Here is a 17,703-nt window from a genome sequence, read left to right as displayed (position 1 = left end):
CGCGCACTAGTCTTGTTACATCTATATAAGACGGCCGGGACCCCATCACTGGGAACACCATGGCCACACAAGAAAAGAGAACCCGAAAAATGGCTGGCGCGCAGACCCCGTTGTTCACCGCATTATTGATTGATGGTGAATTAGTCGCCGGCCAAGGCTGTGTCGAGCCGATCCTCAACCCCGCCACCGGCGAAATCATCACGCAGATCGCCGAAGCCAGCACCGAGCAGGTCGAAGCCGCGATCCTTGCCGCCAACCGCGCCTTTGCCGGTTGGTCACGGACCACGCCTCAGCAGCGTTCGAACCTGTTGCTGGACATCGCCAACGCCATCGAAAAAAACGCCGACCTGCTCGCCCGCCTCGAATCCATGAACTGCGGCAAGCCGTTGCACCTGGCCCGTCAGGATGACCTGAGTGCCACGGTCGACGTATTCCGCTTCTTCGCCGGCGCCGTGCGTTGCCAGACCGGCCAGCTCAGTGGCGAATACCTGCCGGGCTACACCAGCATGGTCCGTCGCGATCCTATCGGAGTAGTCGCGTCGATTGCGCCGTGGAACTACCCGATCATGATGGCCGCGTGGAAAATCGCCCCGGCCCTCGCCGCCGGCAACACCCTGGTGTTCAAGCCCTCGGAGCACACGCCGCTGTCGATCCTGGCCCTGGCCCCGGCACTTGCCGAAATCCTGCCACGGGGTGTGATCAACATCGTTTGCGGTGGCGGCGAAGGCGTCGGCAGCCATTTGGTCAGCCATCCAAAGATCCGCATGGTGTCGCTGACCGGCGACATCGTCACCGGTCAGAAAATCCTCCAGGCCGCAGCGAAAACCCTCAAGCGCACCCACCTCGAGCTCGGCGGCAAGGCCCCGGTGATCGTCTGCAACGATGCCGACATCCAGGCGGTGGTCGAAGGCGTGCGCACTTACGGGTATTACAACGCCGGCCAGGATTGCACCGCCGCCTGCCGCATTTATGCCCAGGCCGGAATTCACGACCGTCTGGTGGCCGAACTCGGCGCCGCCGTCAGCAGCCTGCGCTTTGCCGGCAAACGCGACGCCGACAACGAAATCGGCCCGCTGATCAGCACCCGCCAGCGTGATCGCGTGGCCAGTTTTGTCGAACGCGCCCTTGGCCAGCCGCACATCGAGCGGGTCACCGGCGCGGCGGTGCATTCCGGCGCAGGCTTCTATTACCAGCCGACCCTGCTGGCCGGCTGCAAGCAAAGTGACGAGATCGTCCAGCGCGAAGTGTTCGGGCCGGTGGTCACCGTGACCCGTTTCGACGAACTGGCACAAGCGGTGGACTGGGCCAACGATTCGGAATACGGCCTGGCTTCGTCGGTCTGGACCCAGAACCTGGACAAGGCGATGCAGGTCGCGGCGCGTTTGCAGTACGGCTGCACCTGGATCAACAGCCACTTCATGCTGGTCAGCGAAATGCCCCATGGCGGTCTGAAGCGTTCGGGCTACGGCAAAGACCTGTCCAGCGACTCACTCCAGGACTACAGCGTGGTGCGGCACATCATGGCCCGCCATGGCGAGCATCTCTGACTACGCTAATAACAAGCCATCAACGGCATGCTTCACCACGTTCAAAACACTGCCCCGACCATAATTAAAGAAGAGGGAATTCCCATGTTCGTGCACAAGACCGCACTGATCAGTGCAATCACCACCGCGCTGCTGGCCAGCGCCGCTGTCCAGGCCGCCGAGCCGCTCACAGCTGTCGGGGCGGGCGAAGGCCAACTGGACATTGTGGCCTGGCCCGGCTACATCGAACGTGGCGAAAGCGACAAGGCCTATGACTGGGTGAGCGGTTTCGAGAAGGAAACCGGCTGCAAGGTCAACGTCAAGACGGCGGCCACCTCCGATGAAATGGTCAGCCTGATGGCCAAGGGCGGTTATGACCTGGTGACCGCATCCGGCGACGCCTCGCTGCGCCTGATCGTCGGCAAGCGTGTGCAACCGATCAACACCGCGTTGATCCCGAACTGGAAAAACATCGACCCGCGCCTCAAGGATGCCCCCTGGTACGTGGTCAACAAGCAAACCTACGGCACCCCGTATCAGTGGGGTCCGAACGTGTTGATGTACAACACCAACGTCTTCAAGACCGCGCCGACCACCTGGGGCGTGCTGTTCAATGCGCAAAACCTGCCCGACGGCAAGCCGAACAAAGGCCGCGTGCAGGCCTATGACGGCCCGATCTACATCGCCGACGCGGCGCTGTACCTGAAGTCCACCAAGCCGGAACTGGGCATCCAGAACCCCTACGAACTGACTGAAGCCCAGTACAAGGCCGTGCTCGACCTGCTGCGCGCCCAGCAGCCGTTGATTCATCGCTACTGGCATGACACCACCGTGCAAATGAGCGACTTCAAGAACGAAGGCGTGGTCGCCTCCGGCGCGTGGCCGTATCAGGTCAACGGCCTGATGAACGAGAAACAGCCAATCGCCTCGACCATCCCGAAAGAAGGCGCCACCGGTTGGGCCGACACCACCATGCTGCACACCGAGGCCAAGCACCCGAACTGCGCCTACAAGTGGATGGACTGGTCGCTGCAACCGAAAGTCCAGGGTGACGTAGCGGCGTGGTTCGGCTCGCTGCCAGCGGTTCCGGCGGCGTGCCAGGGCAGTGAACTGCTCGGCGCCGAAGGCTGCAAGACCAACGGTTTCGACCAGTTCGACAAGATCGCCTTCTGGAAAACCCCGCAGGCTGAAGGCGGCAAGTTCGTGCCGTACAGCCGCTGGACCCAGGATTACATCGCGATCATGGGCGGCCGTTAACCCTTGAAGTGAAACAGATCCCTGTGGGAGCGGGCTTGCCCGCGATAGCGGAGTGTCAGGCAACACAGTAGTGACTGTGCTGACGCCATCGCTGGCAAGCCAGCTCCCACAGTGTCACCGCCGCTGCCGCTACCGCGCTCGGCCAGCAGATAAAAGTTTTTGTTTTTTCAGAAGTCCAGGCAGGGCCGCTGCGACGGCCTTCGCCTTTTTGGAGCACCGCACCATGACGCTTGCAGTCCAGTTCACCAACGTTTCCCGTCAATTCGGCGAAGTGAAAGCCGTAGACCGGGTTTCCATCGACATCCAGGACGGCGAGTTCTTCTCCATGCTGGGGCCTTCCGGCTCGGGCAAGACCACCTGTTTGCGCCTGATCGCCGGTTTTGAACAACCGAGTGCAGGTTCCATCCGAATTCATGGCGAAGAGGCCGCCGGCCTGCCGCCGTACCAGCGCGACGTGAACACCGTGTTCCAGGATTACGCGCTGTTCCCGCACATGAACGTTCGTGACAACGTCGCCTACGGCTTGAAGGTCAAAGGCATCGGCAAGGCCGAGCGCCTCAAGCGTGCCGAAGAATCCCTGGAAATGGTTGCCCTCGGCGGCTATGGCGAGCGCAAGCCGGTGCAGCTCTCCGGTGGTCAGCGCCAGCGTGTGGCCCTGGCCCGTGCGCTGGTCAACCGTCCACGGGTGCTGCTGCTCGACGAACCCCTCGGCGCGCTGGACCTGAAGCTGCGCGAGCAAATGCAGAGCGAATTGAAGAAGCTGCAACGCCAGCTCGGCATCACCTTCATCTTCGTCACCCACGACCAGACCGAAGCGCTGTCGATGTCCGACCGCGTGGCGGTGTTCAACAAGGGCCGCATCGAACAGGTCGACAGCCCGCGCAACCTGTACATGAAACCGGCCACCACTTTCGTCGCGGAATTCGTCGGCACCTCCAACGTGATTCGCGGCGACCTGGCAAAACAGCTCAGCGGCAATCCGCAGCCGTTCTCGATTCGCCCGGAACACGTGCGTTTCGCCGAAGGCCCGCTGGCCAGCCACGAGATCGAAGTCAGCGGTTTGCTGCACGACATCCAGTACCAGGGCAGCGCCACCCGCTACGAGCTGAAACTGGAAAACGGCCAGACCCTGAACATCAGCAAGGCCAACAACCAATGGCTGGACACCAGCGCACAACACCAGACCGGCCAGCGCATCAGCGCACGCTGGGCGCGCGAAGCCATGATCCCGTTGCACGACACCGTTGCGGGCGGGGTGTGACATGAACACCTTGGCTATCTCTCAAAACCCGTCGGGCGGCTCGCCGTTGCGCCGGTTCTCCAACCTGCTGTATCGCCGGCCGAACCTGTACCTGTCGATGCTGCTGGTGCCACCGCTGATCTGGTTCGGCGCGATCTACCTCGGTTCGCTGCTGACCCTGCTGTGGCAAGGTTTCTACACCTTCGATGACTTCACCATGGCGGTCACTCCTGACCTGACCCTGGCCAACTTCGCGGCGCTGTTCCAGCCCTCGAACTTCGACATCATCCTGCGCACCCTGGGCATGGCGATCGTCGTGTCGATCGCCAGCGCCATCGTCGCATTCCCGATTGCCTACTACATGGCGCGCTACACCACGGGCAAGACCAAGGCGTTTTTCTACATCGCGGTGATGATGCCGATGTGGGCCAGCTACATCGTCAAGGCCTACGCCTGGACGCTGCTGCTGGCCAAGGGTGGCGTGGCGCAGTGGTTCGTGCAGCACCTGGGGCTGGAGCCGGTCCTGCAGTTCGTGCTGGGCATTCCGGGGGTGGGCGGCAGCACCTTGTCGACCTCGCACCTGGGGCGCTTCATGGTGTTCGTCTACATCTGGCTGCCATTCATGATCCTGCCGATCCAGGCCTCGCTGGAACGCCTGCCGCCGTCGCTGCTGCAAGCCTCCGCCGACCTCGGGGCGAAGCCGCGCCAGACCTTCATGCAAGTGATCCTGCCGCTGTCGATCCCGGGCATTGCCGCAGGTTCGATCTTCACGTTTTCGCTGACCCTGGGCGACTTCATCGTGCCGCAACTGGTGGGCCCGCCCGGCTACTTCGTCGGCAGCATGGTGTATGCCCAGCAGGGCGCGATCGGCAATATGCCGATGGCCGCCGCCTTCACCCTGGTGCCGATCGTGCTGATCGCCATCTACCTGTCCATCGTCAAACGTCTGGGGGCCTTCGATGCACTCTGAAAAAGCTTCCCTGGGCCTGCGCATTGCCGCCTGGGGCGGGTTGGTGTTCCTGCACTTCCCGATCCTGATCATCTTCCTGTACGCCTTCAACACCGAAGACGCAGCGTTCAGCTTTCCGCCCAAGGGCTTCACTTGGAAGTGGATCGGCGTGGCGTTCTCGCGGCCGGACGTGCTCGAAGCCATCAAGCTGTCGTTGCAGATCGCCTCGATTGCCACGTTGATCGCCATGGTCCTCGGCACATTGGCTTCGGCCGCGTTGTATCGCCGGGACTTCTTCGGCAAGCAGGGCATCTCGCTGATGCTGATCCTGCCGATTGCCCTGCCGGGGATCATCACCGGGATCGCGTTGCTGGCTACCTTCAAGACGCTGGGCATCGAACCTGGGATGTTCACCATCATCGTCGGCCACGCGACCTTCTGCGTGGTGATCGTCTACAACAACGTCATCGCCCGCTTGCGTCGCACTTCCCACAGTTTGATCGAAGCGTCGATGGACCTCGGTGCCGACGGTTGGCAGACCTTCCGCTACATCATCCTGCCGAACCTCGGCTCGGCGTTGCTGGCCGGCGGCATGTTGGCGTTCGCGCTGTCGTTCGACGAAATCATCGTCACCACCTTCACCGCCGGCCATGAACGCACCCTGCCGCTGTGGCTGCTCAACCAGCTCAGCCGCCCACGGGACGTGCCGGTGACCAACGTCGTGGCGATGCTGGTGATGATCGTGACCATGCTGCCGATTCTTGGTGCCTATTACCTGACCCGTGGCGGCGAAAGCGTTGCGGGTAGCGGTGGGAAATAACTGACGACCAACATCTCCTGTAGGAGCGAGCCTGCTCGCGAAAAACGTTAACGATGACGAGGGCTGCCTGGATGAACGCGGCGCTCTGACGTTCTTCGCGAGCAGGCTCGCTCCTACAGTGATCCGGTTTCTACAGAACAATAAAAGCGCCAAAGAGGACATGAACATGCAAACCAAATTACTGATCAACGGCCAACTGCAAGACGGCGAAGGCCCCGCCCAACCTGTATTCAACCCGGCGCTCGGCCGTGTGCTGGTGGAAATCAACGAAGCCAGCGAAGCCCAGGTCGATGCCGCCGTGCGCGCTGCCGATGCCGCGTTCGATAGCTGGTCGCAGACCCCGCCGAAAGAACGTTCGCTGCTGCTGCTCAAACTCGCCGACGCCATCGAGGCCCACGGCGAAGAACTGGCCAAGCTGGAATCGGACAACTGCGGCAAACCCTACAGCGCCGCACTGAACGACGAGATCCCGGCGATTGCCGACGTGTTCCGCTTCTTTGCCGGCGCCAGCCGTTGCATGAGCGGTTCGGCCGGTGGCGAGTACCTGCCGGGGCATACCTCGATGATCCGCCGCGACCCGGTGGGCGTGATCGCCTCCATCGCGCCGTGGAACTACCCGTTGATGATGGTCGCCTGGAAAATCGCCCCGGCCCTGGCCGCCGGCAATACCGTGGTGCTCAAGCCGTCGGAACAAACCCCGCTGACCGCCCTGCGCCTGGCCGAACTGGCGTCGGAAATCTTCCCCGCGGGCGTGCTCAACCTGGTGTTCGGCCGTGGTCCTAGTGTCGGCAGCCCGCTGGTCACTCACCCGAAAGTGCGCATGGTGTCGCTGACCGGGTCGATCGCCACCGGCTCGAACATCATTTCCAGCACCGCCGACAGCGTCAAACGCATGCACATGGAACTGGGCGGCAAGGCCCCGGTGATCATCTTCGACGACGCCGACATCGATGCCGCCGTCGAAGGCATCCGCACCTTCGGTTTCTACAACGCAGGGCAAGACTGCACCGCCGCCTGCCGCATCTATGCCCAGGCAGGCATCTACGACAAGTTCGTGGAGAAACTCGGCGCCGCCGTCAGCAGCATCAAGTACGGCCTGCAGGATGACCCGTCGACCGAACTCGGCCCGCTGATCACCGCGCAACACCGCGACCGCGTTGCCGGTTTCGTCGAGCGCGCCATCGCCCAGCCGCACATTCGCTTGATCACTGGCGGCAAGGCGGTCGAAGGCAACGGCTTCTTCTTCGAACCGACCGTGTTGGCCGATGCACAACAGGACGACGAAATCGTCCGTCGCGAGGTGTTCGGGCCGGTGGTGTCGGTGACCCAGTTCAGCGATGAAGCGCAAGTGCTGGGCTGGGCCAACGACTCGGACTACGGCCTGGCGTCCTCGGTGTGGACCGCCGACGTCGGCCGCGCCCATCGCCTGTCGGCGCGCTTGCAGTACGGCTGCACCTGGGTGAATACGCACTTCATGCTGGTCAGCGAAATGCCTCATGGTGGTCAGAAACTGTCCGGGTATGGCAAGGACATGTCCATGTACGGGCTCGAGGACTACACAGTCGTTCGGCATGTGATGTTCAAGCATTAAAAACCTTTCAGGCAAACCCGATCCCTGTGGGAGCGGGCTTGCCCGCGATTGGGTCACCCCGGTTTCAAGGCAGAAACCGGCAATACGCACCACCAGGCTCCACCCCAAAGAAGACAAAACAATAACCACTGATCCGGGCGGCGCTCCCAAGGCCCCGCCACGGTTTCGGACATCCGAAATCTGCCGATTTTCCGGAGCAAACACACATGAGTGCATCACCCGATCTCTCTGCAGTCGTTGCCGACAGCGATGCCGAGCAACTACGCAAACTGGGTTACACCTCCAACTTCAATCGCAGCATGAGCCTGTGGGAAAACTTCGCCCTGGGCTTCACCTACCTGTCCCCGGTCGTCGGCGTTTATACCCTGTTCGGCCTGTGCCTGGCCGCAGGCGGGCCACCGATGTTCTGGGCTTACCTGCTGGTCGGTTGCGGCCAGTTGCTGGTGTGCCTGATCTTCGGCGAAGTGGTTTCGCAGTTCCCGATTTCCGGCGGTGTGTACCCATGGGCCCGTCGCCTGGTGGGCAAGCGCTGGGCGTGGATGGTTGGCTGGATCTACTCCATCGCCCTGTGCGTGACCATCGCGGCGGTTGCCGTGGGTGCCGGTCCGTACCTCGCCGCCATGATGGGCTTTGAGCCGAGCAACAACACCAACATCATCATCGCCCTGTTTCTGACGCTGTTCGCCACCCTGGTCAACCTCAGCGGCACCAAAGTGCTGGCGCGCATTGCCATGTTCGGCTTCCTCTGCGAATTGGTCGGCGCGGTGATCGTTGGCGTGTACCTGCTGATCTTCGAGCGTCATCAACCGCTCAGCGTGTTGTTCAACACCTTCGACATCAGCGTCGACGGCTCGTACCTGCCGGCGTTCCTCACCGCTTCGCTGGCGGGGATGTTCCTGTATTACGGCTTCGAGGCCTGCGGCGATGTGGCCGAAGAAACCCCGAACCCGAGCAAGCAAATCCCGATTGCCATGCGCATGACCATCTACATCGGCGGCGTCGCGGCGATGTTCGCCTGCCTGGCGCTGATCCTCGCGGTGCCGGACATGCAAGCGGTGATCAACGGCACCGACAAGGACCCGGTAACCACCATCCTCAACAACGCATTCGGGCCAGTGGGTTCGAAAGTCGTGATGGGTGTGGTGATGATTTCCTTCATCTCCTGCGTGATCAGCCTGCAAGCAGCGGCCAGTCGTCTGCTGTATTCCTACGCCCGTGACGAAATGGTCATCGGCAGCCGACTGCTGAAGAAGATTTCTCCTACGACTCAGGTTCCGGTTGCCGCGCTGTTCGTCTCTGGCGTCCTGCCGGCGCTCATCATCATCCTCGGCTTCTTCCTGCAGGACGCGGTCGCCACCATCGTCAGCTTCGCGGCGATCGGTATCTACCTCGCGTTCCAGATGATCGTGCTGGCGGCCCTGTATGCGCGCATGAAGGGCTGGAAACCGAGCGGCAAATTCACCCTCGGCGCCTGGGGCTGGGCGGTGAACATCGGCGCGCTGGTCTATGGTGTCGGGGCAATCATCAACATGGCCTGGCCACGTACGCCGGACGCTGCGTGGTACATCAACTACGCGATGGTGCTCAGTACCGCCATCGTCATTGGCCTGGGCCTGCTCTACATGTGGATTGCCAAGCCGTATGACCACGGCAAGGCACCTGCGGGCGATGCCTGGAAAGTCAGCCGGTAACGGCATTCGCCCCGGTGCCGACATGGCGCCGGGGCGATCTAAAAACACCAACAAGGAAGAAATATGGATATCACCCGCCGCGACTTTCTCAACGGCGTCGCTGTCACCATCGCTGCCGGCATGACTCCTATGCAACTTCTCCAGGCCGCCCCCGACGGGCGCTACTACCCACCGGCCCTCACCGGCCTGCGGGGCAGCCACGTCGGCTCGTTCGAAATTGCCCACCAGATGGGCTGGGAGAAAAAGGTCTTCGACACCGACAAGCTGCCGATCACCGAAGAATATGACCTGGTGGTGGTAGGAGGCGGCCTCAGCGGTCTGTCCGCTGCGTGGTTCTACCGTGAGAAACATCCGAAAGCGCGCATCCTGATTCTGGAAAACCACGACGACTTCGGCGGTCACGCCAAGCGCAACGAATTCTCCGCCGGTGGTCGCATGATCATCGGCTACGGCGGCAGTGAAGCCTTCCAGTCGCCGAACCATCTGTACAGCAAGGAAGTGAACGGCCTGCTGAAGAAACTCGGCGTGAACATCAAGCGCTTCGAGACAGCCTTTGATCGCCAGTTCTACCCTGGCCTGGGCCTGTCCCGCGGGGTGTTCTTCGACAAGGAAAACTTCGGCGAAGACAAACTGGTGACCGGCGACCCGACGCCGATGGTGGCCGACGACATCGCCCCCGACCAGTTGCACGCCCGCGCCATCCCGGACTTCATCAACGACTTCCCGTTGCCGGAAGCCGACCGCCAGGCGTTGATCGCCTTGCACATGACACCCAAGGATTACTTGGCCGGCAAAACCACCGAGGAAAAAACCGCCCACCTGGAAGCCACCAGCTATCAGGACTTCCTGCTCAAGGACGTAGGACTGTCGGCACAAGCGGTGAAGTACTTCCAGAGCCGTACCAACGACTTCATGGCCCTGAGCATCGACGCGGTCGCCGCGTCCGACGCCTACTCGGTCGGTTTCCCAGGTTTCAGCGCGATGAATCTGGAGCCGATCAGCGAAGAAGCCCAGGCGGAAATGGAAGAGCCCTACATCTACCACTTCCCCGACGGCAACGCCTCGCTGGCGCGCTTGCTGGTGCGCAGCCTGATTCCGGCCGTGGCGCCAGGCCACACCATGGACGACATCGTCCTGGCCCCGTTCGACTACGCCAGACTCGATCAGGCCAAAGCCCCGGTACGCATTCGCCTGAACAGTACAGCGGTGAGCGTACGCAACGTCGGCAGCGGCGTGAACGTCGGCTACAGCCGTGGCGGCCAGCTCAGCCAGGTGCGCGGCAAACACTGCATCATGGCCTGCTACAACATGATCATCCCGTACCTGCTGCGCGACTTGCCGCCTGAGCAATCCCATGCCCTGAGCCAGAACGTGAAGTTCCCGCTGGTCTACACCAAGGTGGTGATCCGCAACTGGCAGTCGTTCCAGAAGCTCGGCGTGCATGAAATCTATGCGGCGACCCAACCCTACAGCCGCATCAAACTCGACTACCCGGTGAGCATGGGCGGTTACGACCACCCGAAAGACCCGACACAGCCGATCGGCCTGCACATGGTCTACGTGCCCACCAGCCCCAACAGCGGCATGAACGCCCGCGACCAGGCCCGCGCCGGCCGTGGCCGTTTGTACGGCCAGAGCTTCGAACAACTGGAAGCGCAACTGCGCGACCAACTGCAACGCATGCTCGGCCCTGGCGGCTTCAACCACGAAACCGACATCCTCGCCATCACCGTCAACCGCTGGTCACACGGCTACGCGTACTTCTCCAACAGCCTGTACGACGACGCCGACGAGAGCGAGAAACTGATGGAACTGGCACGTCAGCCAGTAGGACGGGTGAGCATCGCCAACTCGGACGCGGCTTGGAGCGCTTATGCCCATGCGGCGATCGATGAGGCGTATCGGGCGGTGGGGGAAGTCGGCTAACCGCATTCCGATGCATTAGCATCCGGCAACACATCCCTCTCTCCCGTTGGTGTTTACCACACTAGAGTTTCGTACAGCCCATGCACGCCTGCGGTTGACGAAAATCCCGACTCGGCCTAGGGTGTTTACGTCGTTTACAGCGTATACACCTTAGGAGAGCCATCATGGCCTCACCCGTTTTGTCTTTTCGCGTCGAAGAACAATTGGCTCAGCAGCTGGATTTATTGGCTGCGGCGACCGACAGAGATCGTCAGTACCATCTCAAGCGTGCACTGGTTCGATATGTGGAAGCCGAGTCCTGGCATCTGCAAGCCATCAGTGACGGCATCGCCGATGCCAACGCGGGGAAACTCACCGATCTGGATGCCGTGAAGGCTAAGTGGGCAAAACGTGCCGAGCGTAGTACTGACTGAAAAAGCCGAAAGCGATCTCGAAGCCATCAACGAGCACTACCGAAAGGTAGTTGGCACAAAAGCCGCTCTCGAAATCATTTCCACGATGTTGCAATCCCTTGAACTGTTGGAACAGTTTCCCGGCTCGGGCAGGCCTTCAGGCATGCCCGATGTCCGAGAGTTGGTACTTGGCCGTTTTCCCTTTATCGCCCCTTACCGATTTTCCCAAGGCCAGGTACAAGTGCTGCGCGTATTGCATCAGCGATCCGAGCGCTCTGAGGATTGGTAGATGAGGGCATCCAGCCAGGACGGGATGCCCCCCTTTCTTCAAAACCTCGAAACACTCCTCATCGCATCCACCAGATACCTCATCGCAATCCTGTCGTTCTCTGACAACTCCCGATAGCGCTCCACCAACTTCATTTCCTCGTTATTGAGCCGACGCCTGCGTCGCCCCATGGCCAGGCACGGAAAGATTCCCAACATTTCGGTAATGCCTTGTACTTTCGACATGGACGATGTCCTTCTCTATACGTCAAAGAAAACTGCAAAAAAACCGCATCGCCCTAACCCTTTTTCAGCAGCGACTCGTGCCAACTGAACCGCACCGGCCCGAAGGGCATAAACCGGTCATGTGCACAGAATAGAAATATTCCGGGCGCTGAAAAGCAGTTTTTAGAGTAATTAGTCGAAAAAAGCAGAAATGCCCTCTAAATCAGAAACCACTGTCGGAATTGTTTCCCGACATGTCTTGTTTCATTGCCGAGCCAGCGCAATGCCATCAATCAATTTTGCTCTGCAATCGAACGGTTTAAGCTATCGGGCATCTGTTAAAAAGTCCGTTGCGTTTGGCCGAAGGCATGTCCGAACCGATATTTCTGATCCAGCACGTGCCAGGAACGGCGCGGGATTGCTCACGACAGGTTGTATTTATGCACCGCAGGAACTTGCTCAAAGCCTCCATGGCTATCGCGGCCTACACCGGCTTGTCCGCCACGGGCCTGTTGGCCACCCAAGCCTGGGCCGCCAGCGGCACCGCTGACGGCGAGGCCAGCGCGTTCGATTTCGAGGCGCTGAAGCTCCAGGCCAAACAGCTCGCCAGCAATCGCTACCAGGACACCAAGCAACAGTTGCCGCCGACCCTGGCGAGCATGACGCCGCAGAACTTCAATGCGATCCGCTACGACGGCGACCATTCGCTATGGAAAGAGAACAAGGGCCAGCTGGACGTGCAGTTCTTCCACGTCGGCATGGGGTTCAAGCAGCCGGTGCGCATGTACAGCGTCGACCCGAAAACCCGGATGGCCCGCGAGGTGCATTTCCGCCCGTCCTTGTTCAACTATGAAAACACCACGGTCGACACCGCACAGCTCAAGGGCGACCTGGGTTTCTCCGGTTTCAAGCTGTTCAAGGCCCCTGAACTGGACAAGCACGATGTGGTGTCCTTCCTCGGCGCCAGCTATTTCCGCGCAGTGGATGCCACTGGCCAATATGGCCTGTCGGCTCGTGGCCTGGCCATCGACACCTACGCCAAAAAGCGTGAAGAATTCCCCGACTTCACCAAGTTCTGGTTCGAGACGCCGGACAAGAACAGCACCCGCTTCGTGGTCTACGCCCTGCTCGACTCGCCGAGCGCCACCGGTGCCTACCGCTTTGATATCGATTGCCAGGCCGAGCGCGTGGTGATGGAGGTCGACGCCCACGTCAACGCACGCACCGCCATCGACCAGCTTGGCATCGCGCCGATGACCAGCATGTTCAGCTGCGGCACCCACGAACGGCGGATGTGCGACACCATTCACCCGCAAATCCACGACTCCGATCGCCTGGCCATGTGGCGCGGCAACGGCGAGTGGATCTGCCGCCCGCTGAACAACCCGGCGACCCTGCAATTCAACGCTTTCGCCGACACGGACCCGAAGGGTTTCGGCCTGGTGCAGACCGACCACGAGTTCGCCAGCTATCAGGACACCGTCGACTGGTACAGCCGCCGCCCGAGCCTGTGGGTCGAACCGACCACGGCCTGGGGCGAAGGCTCGGTGGATTTGCTGGAGATCCCCACCACCGGCGAAACCATGGACAACATCGTCGCCTTCTGGACACCCAAGAAACCGGTGGCTGCAGGCGACTCGCTGAACTACGGCTACAAGCTCTACTGGAGCGCATTGCCACCGGTCGGCACACCGCTGGCGCGAGTCAACGCCACCCGCTCCGGGATGGGCGGCTTCACCGAAGGCTGGGCGCCGGGCGAGCACTACCCGCCCGTCTGGGCCCGTCGCTTCGCCGTGGACTTCACCGGCGGCGGCCTGGACCGCTTGCCCGAGGGCGCGGGCATCGAGCCGGTCGTCACTTGTTCGAACGGCGAAGTCAAGGATTTCAGCATCCTGAAACTCGATGACATCAAAGGTTACCGTGTCCTGTTTGACTGGTACCCCACCAATGACAGCGTGGAGCCCGTCGAACTGCGCCTGTTCATCCGCACCAACGATCGCACACTGAGCGAGACCTGGTTGTACCAGTACTTCCCGCCGGCCCCCGACAAGCGCAAATATCCCTGACATACATCCCTGTAGCCGGCTTGCTGCGGGCGGCGTTCCGGCGATGGCGATCTGGAGACCGCTATCACCGGCAAGCCGGCTCCTACGAACAGCCCCGCCATTCGGTTTTCCGAACGCGACCTGCGGGTCGGTTCGGTTAACCGGACCACAGGGCTTCAATATTCGCGCAAAAAAATATTTTATTTCCTTATAAATCAATATCTTGATGTATCAGCACTGGTCTGGCACGAGTCATGCTCTACACTTCTTCGACGAATGTCCTTTGCGCGTACTCATCATCGCGCTCAGGTGTTTTGCAGCACAAAAGGGCCGATGAACTGGCTCCATAAAAAAAACAAAGTCGAGGAAAATTTGATGCGCATCGTTCCCCATATCCTGGGCGCAGCCATTGCTGCCGCTCTGATCAGCACTCCGGTTTTCGCCGCCGAACTCACCGGCACCCTGAAGAAGATCAAAGAGTCCGGCACCATCACCCTGGGCCATCGCGACGCTTCCATTCCGTTTTCCTACATTGCGGACGCTACCGGCAAACCGGTCGGCTACTCCCACGACATCCAGTTGAAAGTCGTCGAAGCGCTGAAAAAAGACCTCGACTTGCCGAACCTCCAGGTCAAGTACAACCTGGTGACTTCGCAAACCCGTATCCCGCTGGTGCAGAACGGCACCGTGGACCTCGAGTGCGGCTCCACCACCAACAACGTCGAGCGTCAGCAGCAAGTCGACTTCTCCGTCGGCATCTTCGAAATCGGTACCCGCCTGCTGTCCAAGGCAGACTCCAAGTACAAGGATTTCCCTGACCTGGCCGGCAAGAACGTCGTGACCACCGCCGGCACCACGTCCGAGCGTCTGCTCAAGGCAATGAACGCCGACAAGCAGATGGGCATGAACGTCATCTCTGCCAAAGACCACGGCGAGTCCTTCCAGATGCTGGAAACCGGCCGCGCAGTGGCCTTCATGATGGACGACGCCCTGCTGGCCGGTGAAGCGGCCAAGGCCAAGAAGGCCAGCGACTGGGCCGTGACCGGCACTCCACAGTCCTACGAAATCTACGGCTGCATGGTGCGCAAAGGCGACGAGCCGTTCAAAAAGGCTGTGGATGACGCCATCAAGGCCACCTACGCATCGGGCGAGATCAACAAGATCTACGAAAAATGGTTCATGCAGCCAATCCCGCCAAAAGGCCTGAACCTGAACTTCCCGATGAGCGACGAACTCAAGGCCCTGATCGCCAATCCGACCGACAAAGCGGCTGACGACAAGAAGTCCTGATTTCTGACTAACCTTATCTCCTGAAAGGGCCCTCGCCCTTTCAGGAGGTGGTCACTTCCTGCTGGCATTTTTTGGAAACACTCGGACCGGTGGCTGTCGAGCCGATCGCGTGTGCCTGACTCTCCAGTCGGGCGGGAACGGAGCTTCCCCCAAGCGGGCACTTGTACATCGATCGAACTGAGGGGAGACCCTAATGAATTACAACTGGGACTGGGGCGTGTTCTTCAAGTCCACCGGCGTGGGCAGCGAGACCTATCTCGACTGGTACGTGACCGGTCTGGGCTGGACCATCGCCATCGCCATCGCGGCCTGGATCATCGCCCTGACACTGGGCTCGATCCTGGGCGTCATGCGTACCGTGCCGAACCGCATCGTATCGGGCATCGCCACCTGCTACGTCGAACTCTTCCGTAACGTGCCGCTGCTGGTTCAGCTGTTCATCTGGTACTTCCTGGTACCCGACCTGCTGCCGGCGGACCTGCAAGAGTGGTACAAGCAGGACCTGAACCCGACCACCTCGGCGTTCCTCAGCGTCGTCGTGTGCCTGGGCCTGTTCACCACCGCCCGCGTTTGCGAACAGGTACGCACCGGTATCCAGGCCCTGCCAAAAGGCCAGGAATCCGCGGCCCGCGCCATGGGTTTCAAGCTGCCGCAGATCTACTGGAACGTGCTGCTGCCCCAAGCCTACCGGATCATCATTCCGCCGCTTACCTCGGAATTCTTGAACGTGTTCAAGAATACTTCCGTGGCCTCGCTGATCGGCTTGATGGAATTGCTCGCGCAGACCAAACAGACCGCCGAGTTCTCCGCCAACCTGTTCGAAGCCTTTACCCTGGCCACGCTGATCTACTTCACCCTGAACATGAGCCTGATGTTGCTGATGCGCCTGGTCGAGAAGAAAGTCGCCGTACCGGGCCTGATCTCCGTAGGGGGTAAATGATGGAATTCGACTTCTCGGGCATCATCCCGTCCCTGCCAGGCCTGTGGAACGGCATGGTCATGACCCTCAAGCTGATGGCCATGGGCGTGGTCGGCGGGATCATTCTCGGCACCCTCCTGGCGCTGTGCCGTCTGTCGCACAACAAACTGCTGTCGAACCTGGCCGGCGCCTACGTCAACTACTTCCGTTCGATCCCGTTGCTGCTGGTGATCACCTGGTTCTACCTGGCGGTGCCGTTCGTGCTGCGCTGGATCACCGGCGAAGACACCCCGATCGGCGCGTTCGCCTCGTGCATCGTGGCCTTCATGATGTTCGAAGCGGCGTACTTCTGCGAAATCGTCCGCGCCGGTGTGCAGTCGATTCCAAAAGGTCAAATGGGCGCCGCCCAGGCCCTTGGCATGAGCTACGGCCAGATGATGCGCCTGATCATCCTGCCGCAAGCGTTCCGCAAGATGACACCGCTGCTGCTGCAGCAGAGCATCATCCTGTTTCAGGACACCTCGCTGGTCTACGCGGTCGGCCTGGTGGACTTCCTCAATGCTTCGCGCGCCAGTGGCGACATCATTGGCCGCTCCAATGAGTTCCTGATTTTCGCGGGTCTCGTGTACTTCATCATCAGCTTTGCCGCCTCGCAGCTGGTCAAGCGTCTGCAAAAAAGGTTCGCCGTATGATCTCTATCAAAAGCATCAACAAGTGGTATGGGGACTTCCAGGTACTGACTGATTGCAGCACCGAGGTCAAAAAAGGCGAAGTGATCGTGGTGTGCGGGCCATCCGGTTCCGGCAAATCGACCCTGATCAAGTGCGTCAACGCGCTGGAACCGTTCCAGAAAGGCGACATCGTGGTCGACGGCACCTCCATCGCCGACCCGAAGACCAACCTGCCGAAACTGCGTTCGCGCGTGGGCATGGTGTTCCAGCACTTCGAGCTGTTCCCGCACCTGACCATCACCGAAAACCTGACCATCGCGCAGATCAAGGTGTTGGGTCGCAGCAAGGAAGAGGCGACCAAGAAAGGCCTGCAACTGCTCGAGCGTGTAGGCCTGTCGGCTCATGCGCACAAGCACCCGGGCCAACTGTCCGGTGGTCAGCAGCAGCGTGTGGCGATTGCCCGTGCGCTGGCGATGGACCCCATCGTCATGCTGTTCGATGAACCGACCTCGGCGCTCGACCCGGAAATGGTCAACGAAGTGCTCGACGTGATGGTGCAACTGGCCCACGAAGGCATGACCATGATGTGCGTGACCCACGAAATGGGCTTCGCCCGTAAAGTGGCCGACCGCGTGATCTTCATGGACCAGGGCAAGATCATCGAAGACTGCAAGAAAGAAGAGTTCTTCGGCGACATCAGCCACCGTGCCGAGCGTACACAGCACTTCCTCAACAAGATTCTGCAGCACTAAGAGCTCGAAGCCTCACCAATCCCCTGTGGGAGCGAGCTTGCTCGCGATAGCGGACTGACATTCAACATCAATGTTGACTGTGATGAAGTCATCGCGAGCAAGCTCGCTCCCACAGGGGGCGGCGGTGGCTTGCAGATTTGTG

General features: G+C 60.7%; 16 protein-coding genes. 15 read left to right on the top strand and 1 reads right to left on the bottom strand.

Features of this window, described 5'->3' with window-relative positions:
* Positions 1-59: 59 nt before the first annotated feature.
* From EI969_RS23465 to EI969_RS23420, 10 genes are all read left to right on the top strand, one after another.
* A complete protein-coding gene (locus tag EI969_RS23465; RefSeq protein ID WP_160389880.1) occupies positions 60-1,547 on the top strand; it encodes a gamma-aminobutyraldehyde dehydrogenase in 1,488 nt (495 codons plus the stop codon).
* Positions 1,548-1,631: 84 nt separating this feature from the next.
* Positions 1,632-2,783, top strand: coding sequence for a putative ABC transporter substrate-binding protein YdcS (gene ydcS, locus EI969_RS23460; RefSeq protein ID WP_160389878.1), 1,152 nt, complete (start codon positions 1,632-1,634; stop codon positions 2,781-2,783).
* A 223-nt stretch (positions 2,784-3,006) separates the two neighbouring features.
* The gene (locus EI969_RS23455; RefSeq protein ID WP_160389876.1) at positions 3,007-4,044 is read left to right on the top strand and encodes an ABC transporter ATP-binding protein; all 1,038 of its coding nucleotides are present in this window, start codon (positions 3,007-3,009) and stop codon (positions 4,042-4,044) included.
* Position 4,045: 1 nt separating this feature from the next.
* A complete protein-coding gene (locus tag EI969_RS23450; protein ID WP_160389874.1) occupies positions 4,046-4,993 on the top strand; it encodes an ABC transporter permease in 948 nt (315 codons plus the stop codon).
* Complete coding sequence (locus EI969_RS23445) at positions 4,983-5,792, top strand: ABC transporter permease (RefSeq protein ID WP_015093712.1); 810 nt, start codon at positions 4,983-4,985, stop codon at positions 5,790-5,792. Before EI969_RS23450 ends, EI969_RS23445 begins: the two co-directional genes overlap by 11 nt.
* A gap of 166 nt (positions 5,793-5,958) precedes the next feature.
* A complete protein-coding gene (locus EI969_RS23440; RefSeq protein WP_160389872.1) occupies positions 5,959-7,383 on the top strand; it encodes a gamma-aminobutyraldehyde dehydrogenase in 1,425 nt (474 codons plus the stop codon).
* Positions 7,384-7,589: 206 nt separating this feature from the next.
* On the top strand, positions 7,590-9,074 hold the full coding sequence (locus EI969_RS23435) for an APC family permease (RefSeq protein ID WP_160389870.1): 1,485 nt from the start codon (positions 7,590-7,592) through the stop codon (positions 9,072-9,074).
* Between the two features lie 63 nt (positions 9,075-9,137).
* Positions 9,138-11,000, top strand: a complete 1,863-nt coding sequence (locus EI969_RS23430; protein ID WP_160389869.1) for an NAD(P)-binding protein — start codon at positions 9,138-9,140, stop codon at positions 10,998-11,000.
* A gap of 164 nt (positions 11,001-11,164) precedes the next feature.
* Positions 11,165-11,413 carry a CopG family ribbon-helix-helix protein gene (locus EI969_RS23425; protein WP_160389868.1) on the top strand — a complete coding sequence of 83 codons (249 nt, stop codon included), beginning with the start codon at positions 11,165-11,167 and terminating at the stop codon, positions 11,411-11,413.
* Positions 11,391-11,681 carry a type II toxin-antitoxin system RelE/ParE family toxin gene (locus EI969_RS23420; protein ID WP_160389866.1) on the top strand — a complete coding sequence of 97 codons (291 nt, stop codon included), beginning with the start codon at positions 11,391-11,393 and terminating at the stop codon, positions 11,679-11,681. Before EI969_RS23425 ends, EI969_RS23420 begins: the two co-directional genes overlap by 23 nt.
* Positions 11,682-11,719: 38 nt before the next feature.
* Here EI969_RS23420 and EI969_RS23415 read toward each other — a convergent pair whose 3' ends face one another.
* The gene (locus EI969_RS23415; protein ID WP_150717864.1) at positions 11,720-11,905 is read right to left on the bottom strand and encodes a hypothetical protein; all 186 of its coding nucleotides are present in this window, start codon (positions 11,903-11,905) and stop codon (positions 11,720-11,722) included.
* Positions 11,906-12,324: 419 nt separating this feature from the next.
* Here EI969_RS23415 and EI969_RS23410 point away from each other — a divergent pair, with 419 nt between their 5' ends.
* The 5 genes from EI969_RS23410 (at position 12,325) to EI969_RS23390 (ending at position 17,561) form a co-directional block, all read left to right on the top strand.
* On the top strand, positions 12,325-13,950 hold the full coding sequence (locus EI969_RS23410; protein ID WP_160389864.1) for a glucan biosynthesis protein D: 1,626 nt from the start codon (positions 12,325-12,327) through the stop codon (positions 13,948-13,950).
* 354 nt (positions 13,951-14,304) lie between these two features.
* Positions 14,305-15,219, top strand: coding sequence for a glutamate/aspartate ABC transporter substrate-binding protein (locus EI969_RS23405; RefSeq protein WP_160389862.1), 915 nt, complete (start codon positions 14,305-14,307; stop codon positions 15,217-15,219).
* Between the two features lie 193 nt (positions 15,220-15,412).
* A complete protein-coding gene (locus tag EI969_RS23400) occupies positions 15,413-16,159 on the top strand; it encodes an amino acid ABC transporter permease (RefSeq protein WP_160389860.1) in 747 nt (248 codons plus the stop codon).
* On the top strand, positions 16,159-16,830 hold the full coding sequence (locus EI969_RS23395) for an amino acid ABC transporter permease (protein WP_160389910.1): 672 nt from the start codon (positions 16,159-16,161) through the stop codon (positions 16,828-16,830). The genes EI969_RS23400 and EI969_RS23395 overlap by 1 nt, the downstream gene beginning before the upstream one ends.
* Positions 16,827-17,561: an amino acid ABC transporter ATP-binding protein gene (locus EI969_RS23390; protein ID WP_015093699.1), complete on the top strand. Its 735-nt coding sequence runs from the start codon at positions 16,827-16,829 to the stop codon at positions 17,559-17,561. Before EI969_RS23395 ends, EI969_RS23390 begins: the two co-directional genes overlap by 4 nt.
* Positions 17,562-17,703: the final 142 nt, after the last annotated feature.

The organism is Pseudomonas sp. PB101, from assembly GCF_009764265.1.
GTDB lineage: Bacteria > Pseudomonadota > Gammaproteobacteria > Pseudomonadales > Pseudomonadaceae > Aquipseudomonas.
Note: the sequence above shows the minus strand (reverse complement) of the source record. Positions and strands in the feature narration are given on the sequence as shown.

Bases quoted from the DNA above. Each gene is read 5' to 3' on its own strand.
- EI969_RS23465 (WP_160389880.1), top strand. From the start codon at position 60: ATGGCCACACAAGAAAAGAGAACCCGAAAAATGGCTGGCGCGCAGACC.
- ydcS (WP_160389878.1), top strand. From the start codon at position 1,632: ATGTTCGTGCACAAGACCGCACTGATCAGTGCAATCACCACCGCGCTG.
- EI969_RS23455 (WP_160389876.1), top strand. From the start codon at position 3,007: ATGACGCTTGCAGTCCAGTTCACCAACGTTTCCCGTCAATTCGGCGAA.
- EI969_RS23450 (WP_160389874.1), top strand. From the start codon at position 4,046: ATGAACACCTTGGCTATCTCTCAAAACCCGTCGGGCGGCTCGCCGTTG.
- EI969_RS23445 (WP_015093712.1), top strand. From the start codon at position 4,983: ATGCACTCTGAAAAAGCTTCCCTGGGCCTGCGCATTGCCGCCTGGGGC.
- EI969_RS23440 (WP_160389872.1), top strand. From the start codon at position 5,959: ATGCAAACCAAATTACTGATCAACGGCCAACTGCAAGACGGCGAAGGC.
- EI969_RS23435 (WP_160389870.1), top strand. From the start codon at position 7,590: ATGAGTGCATCACCCGATCTCTCTGCAGTCGTTGCCGACAGCGATGCC.
- EI969_RS23430 (WP_160389869.1), top strand. From the start codon at position 9,138: ATGGATATCACCCGCCGCGACTTTCTCAACGGCGTCGCTGTCACCATC.
- EI969_RS23425 (WP_160389868.1), top strand. From the start codon at position 11,165: ATGGCCTCACCCGTTTTGTCTTTTCGCGTCGAAGAACAATTGGCTCAG.
- EI969_RS23415 (WP_150717864.1), bottom strand. From the start codon at position 11,905: ATGTCGAAAGTACAAGGCATTACCGAAATGTTGGGAATCTTTCCGTGC.
- EI969_RS23410 (WP_160389864.1), top strand. From the start codon at position 12,325: ATGCACCGCAGGAACTTGCTCAAAGCCTCCATGGCTATCGCGGCCTAC.
- EI969_RS23405 (WP_160389862.1), top strand. From the start codon at position 14,305: ATGCGCATCGTTCCCCATATCCTGGGCGCAGCCATTGCTGCCGCTCTG.
- EI969_RS23400 (WP_160389860.1), top strand. From the start codon at position 15,413: ATGAATTACAACTGGGACTGGGGCGTGTTCTTCAAGTCCACCGGCGTG.
- EI969_RS23395 (WP_160389910.1), top strand. From the start codon at position 16,159: ATGGAATTCGACTTCTCGGGCATCATCCCGTCCCTGCCAGGCCTGTGG.
- EI969_RS23390 (WP_015093699.1), top strand. From the start codon at position 16,827: ATGATCTCTATCAAAAGCATCAACAAGTGGTATGGGGACTTCCAGGTA.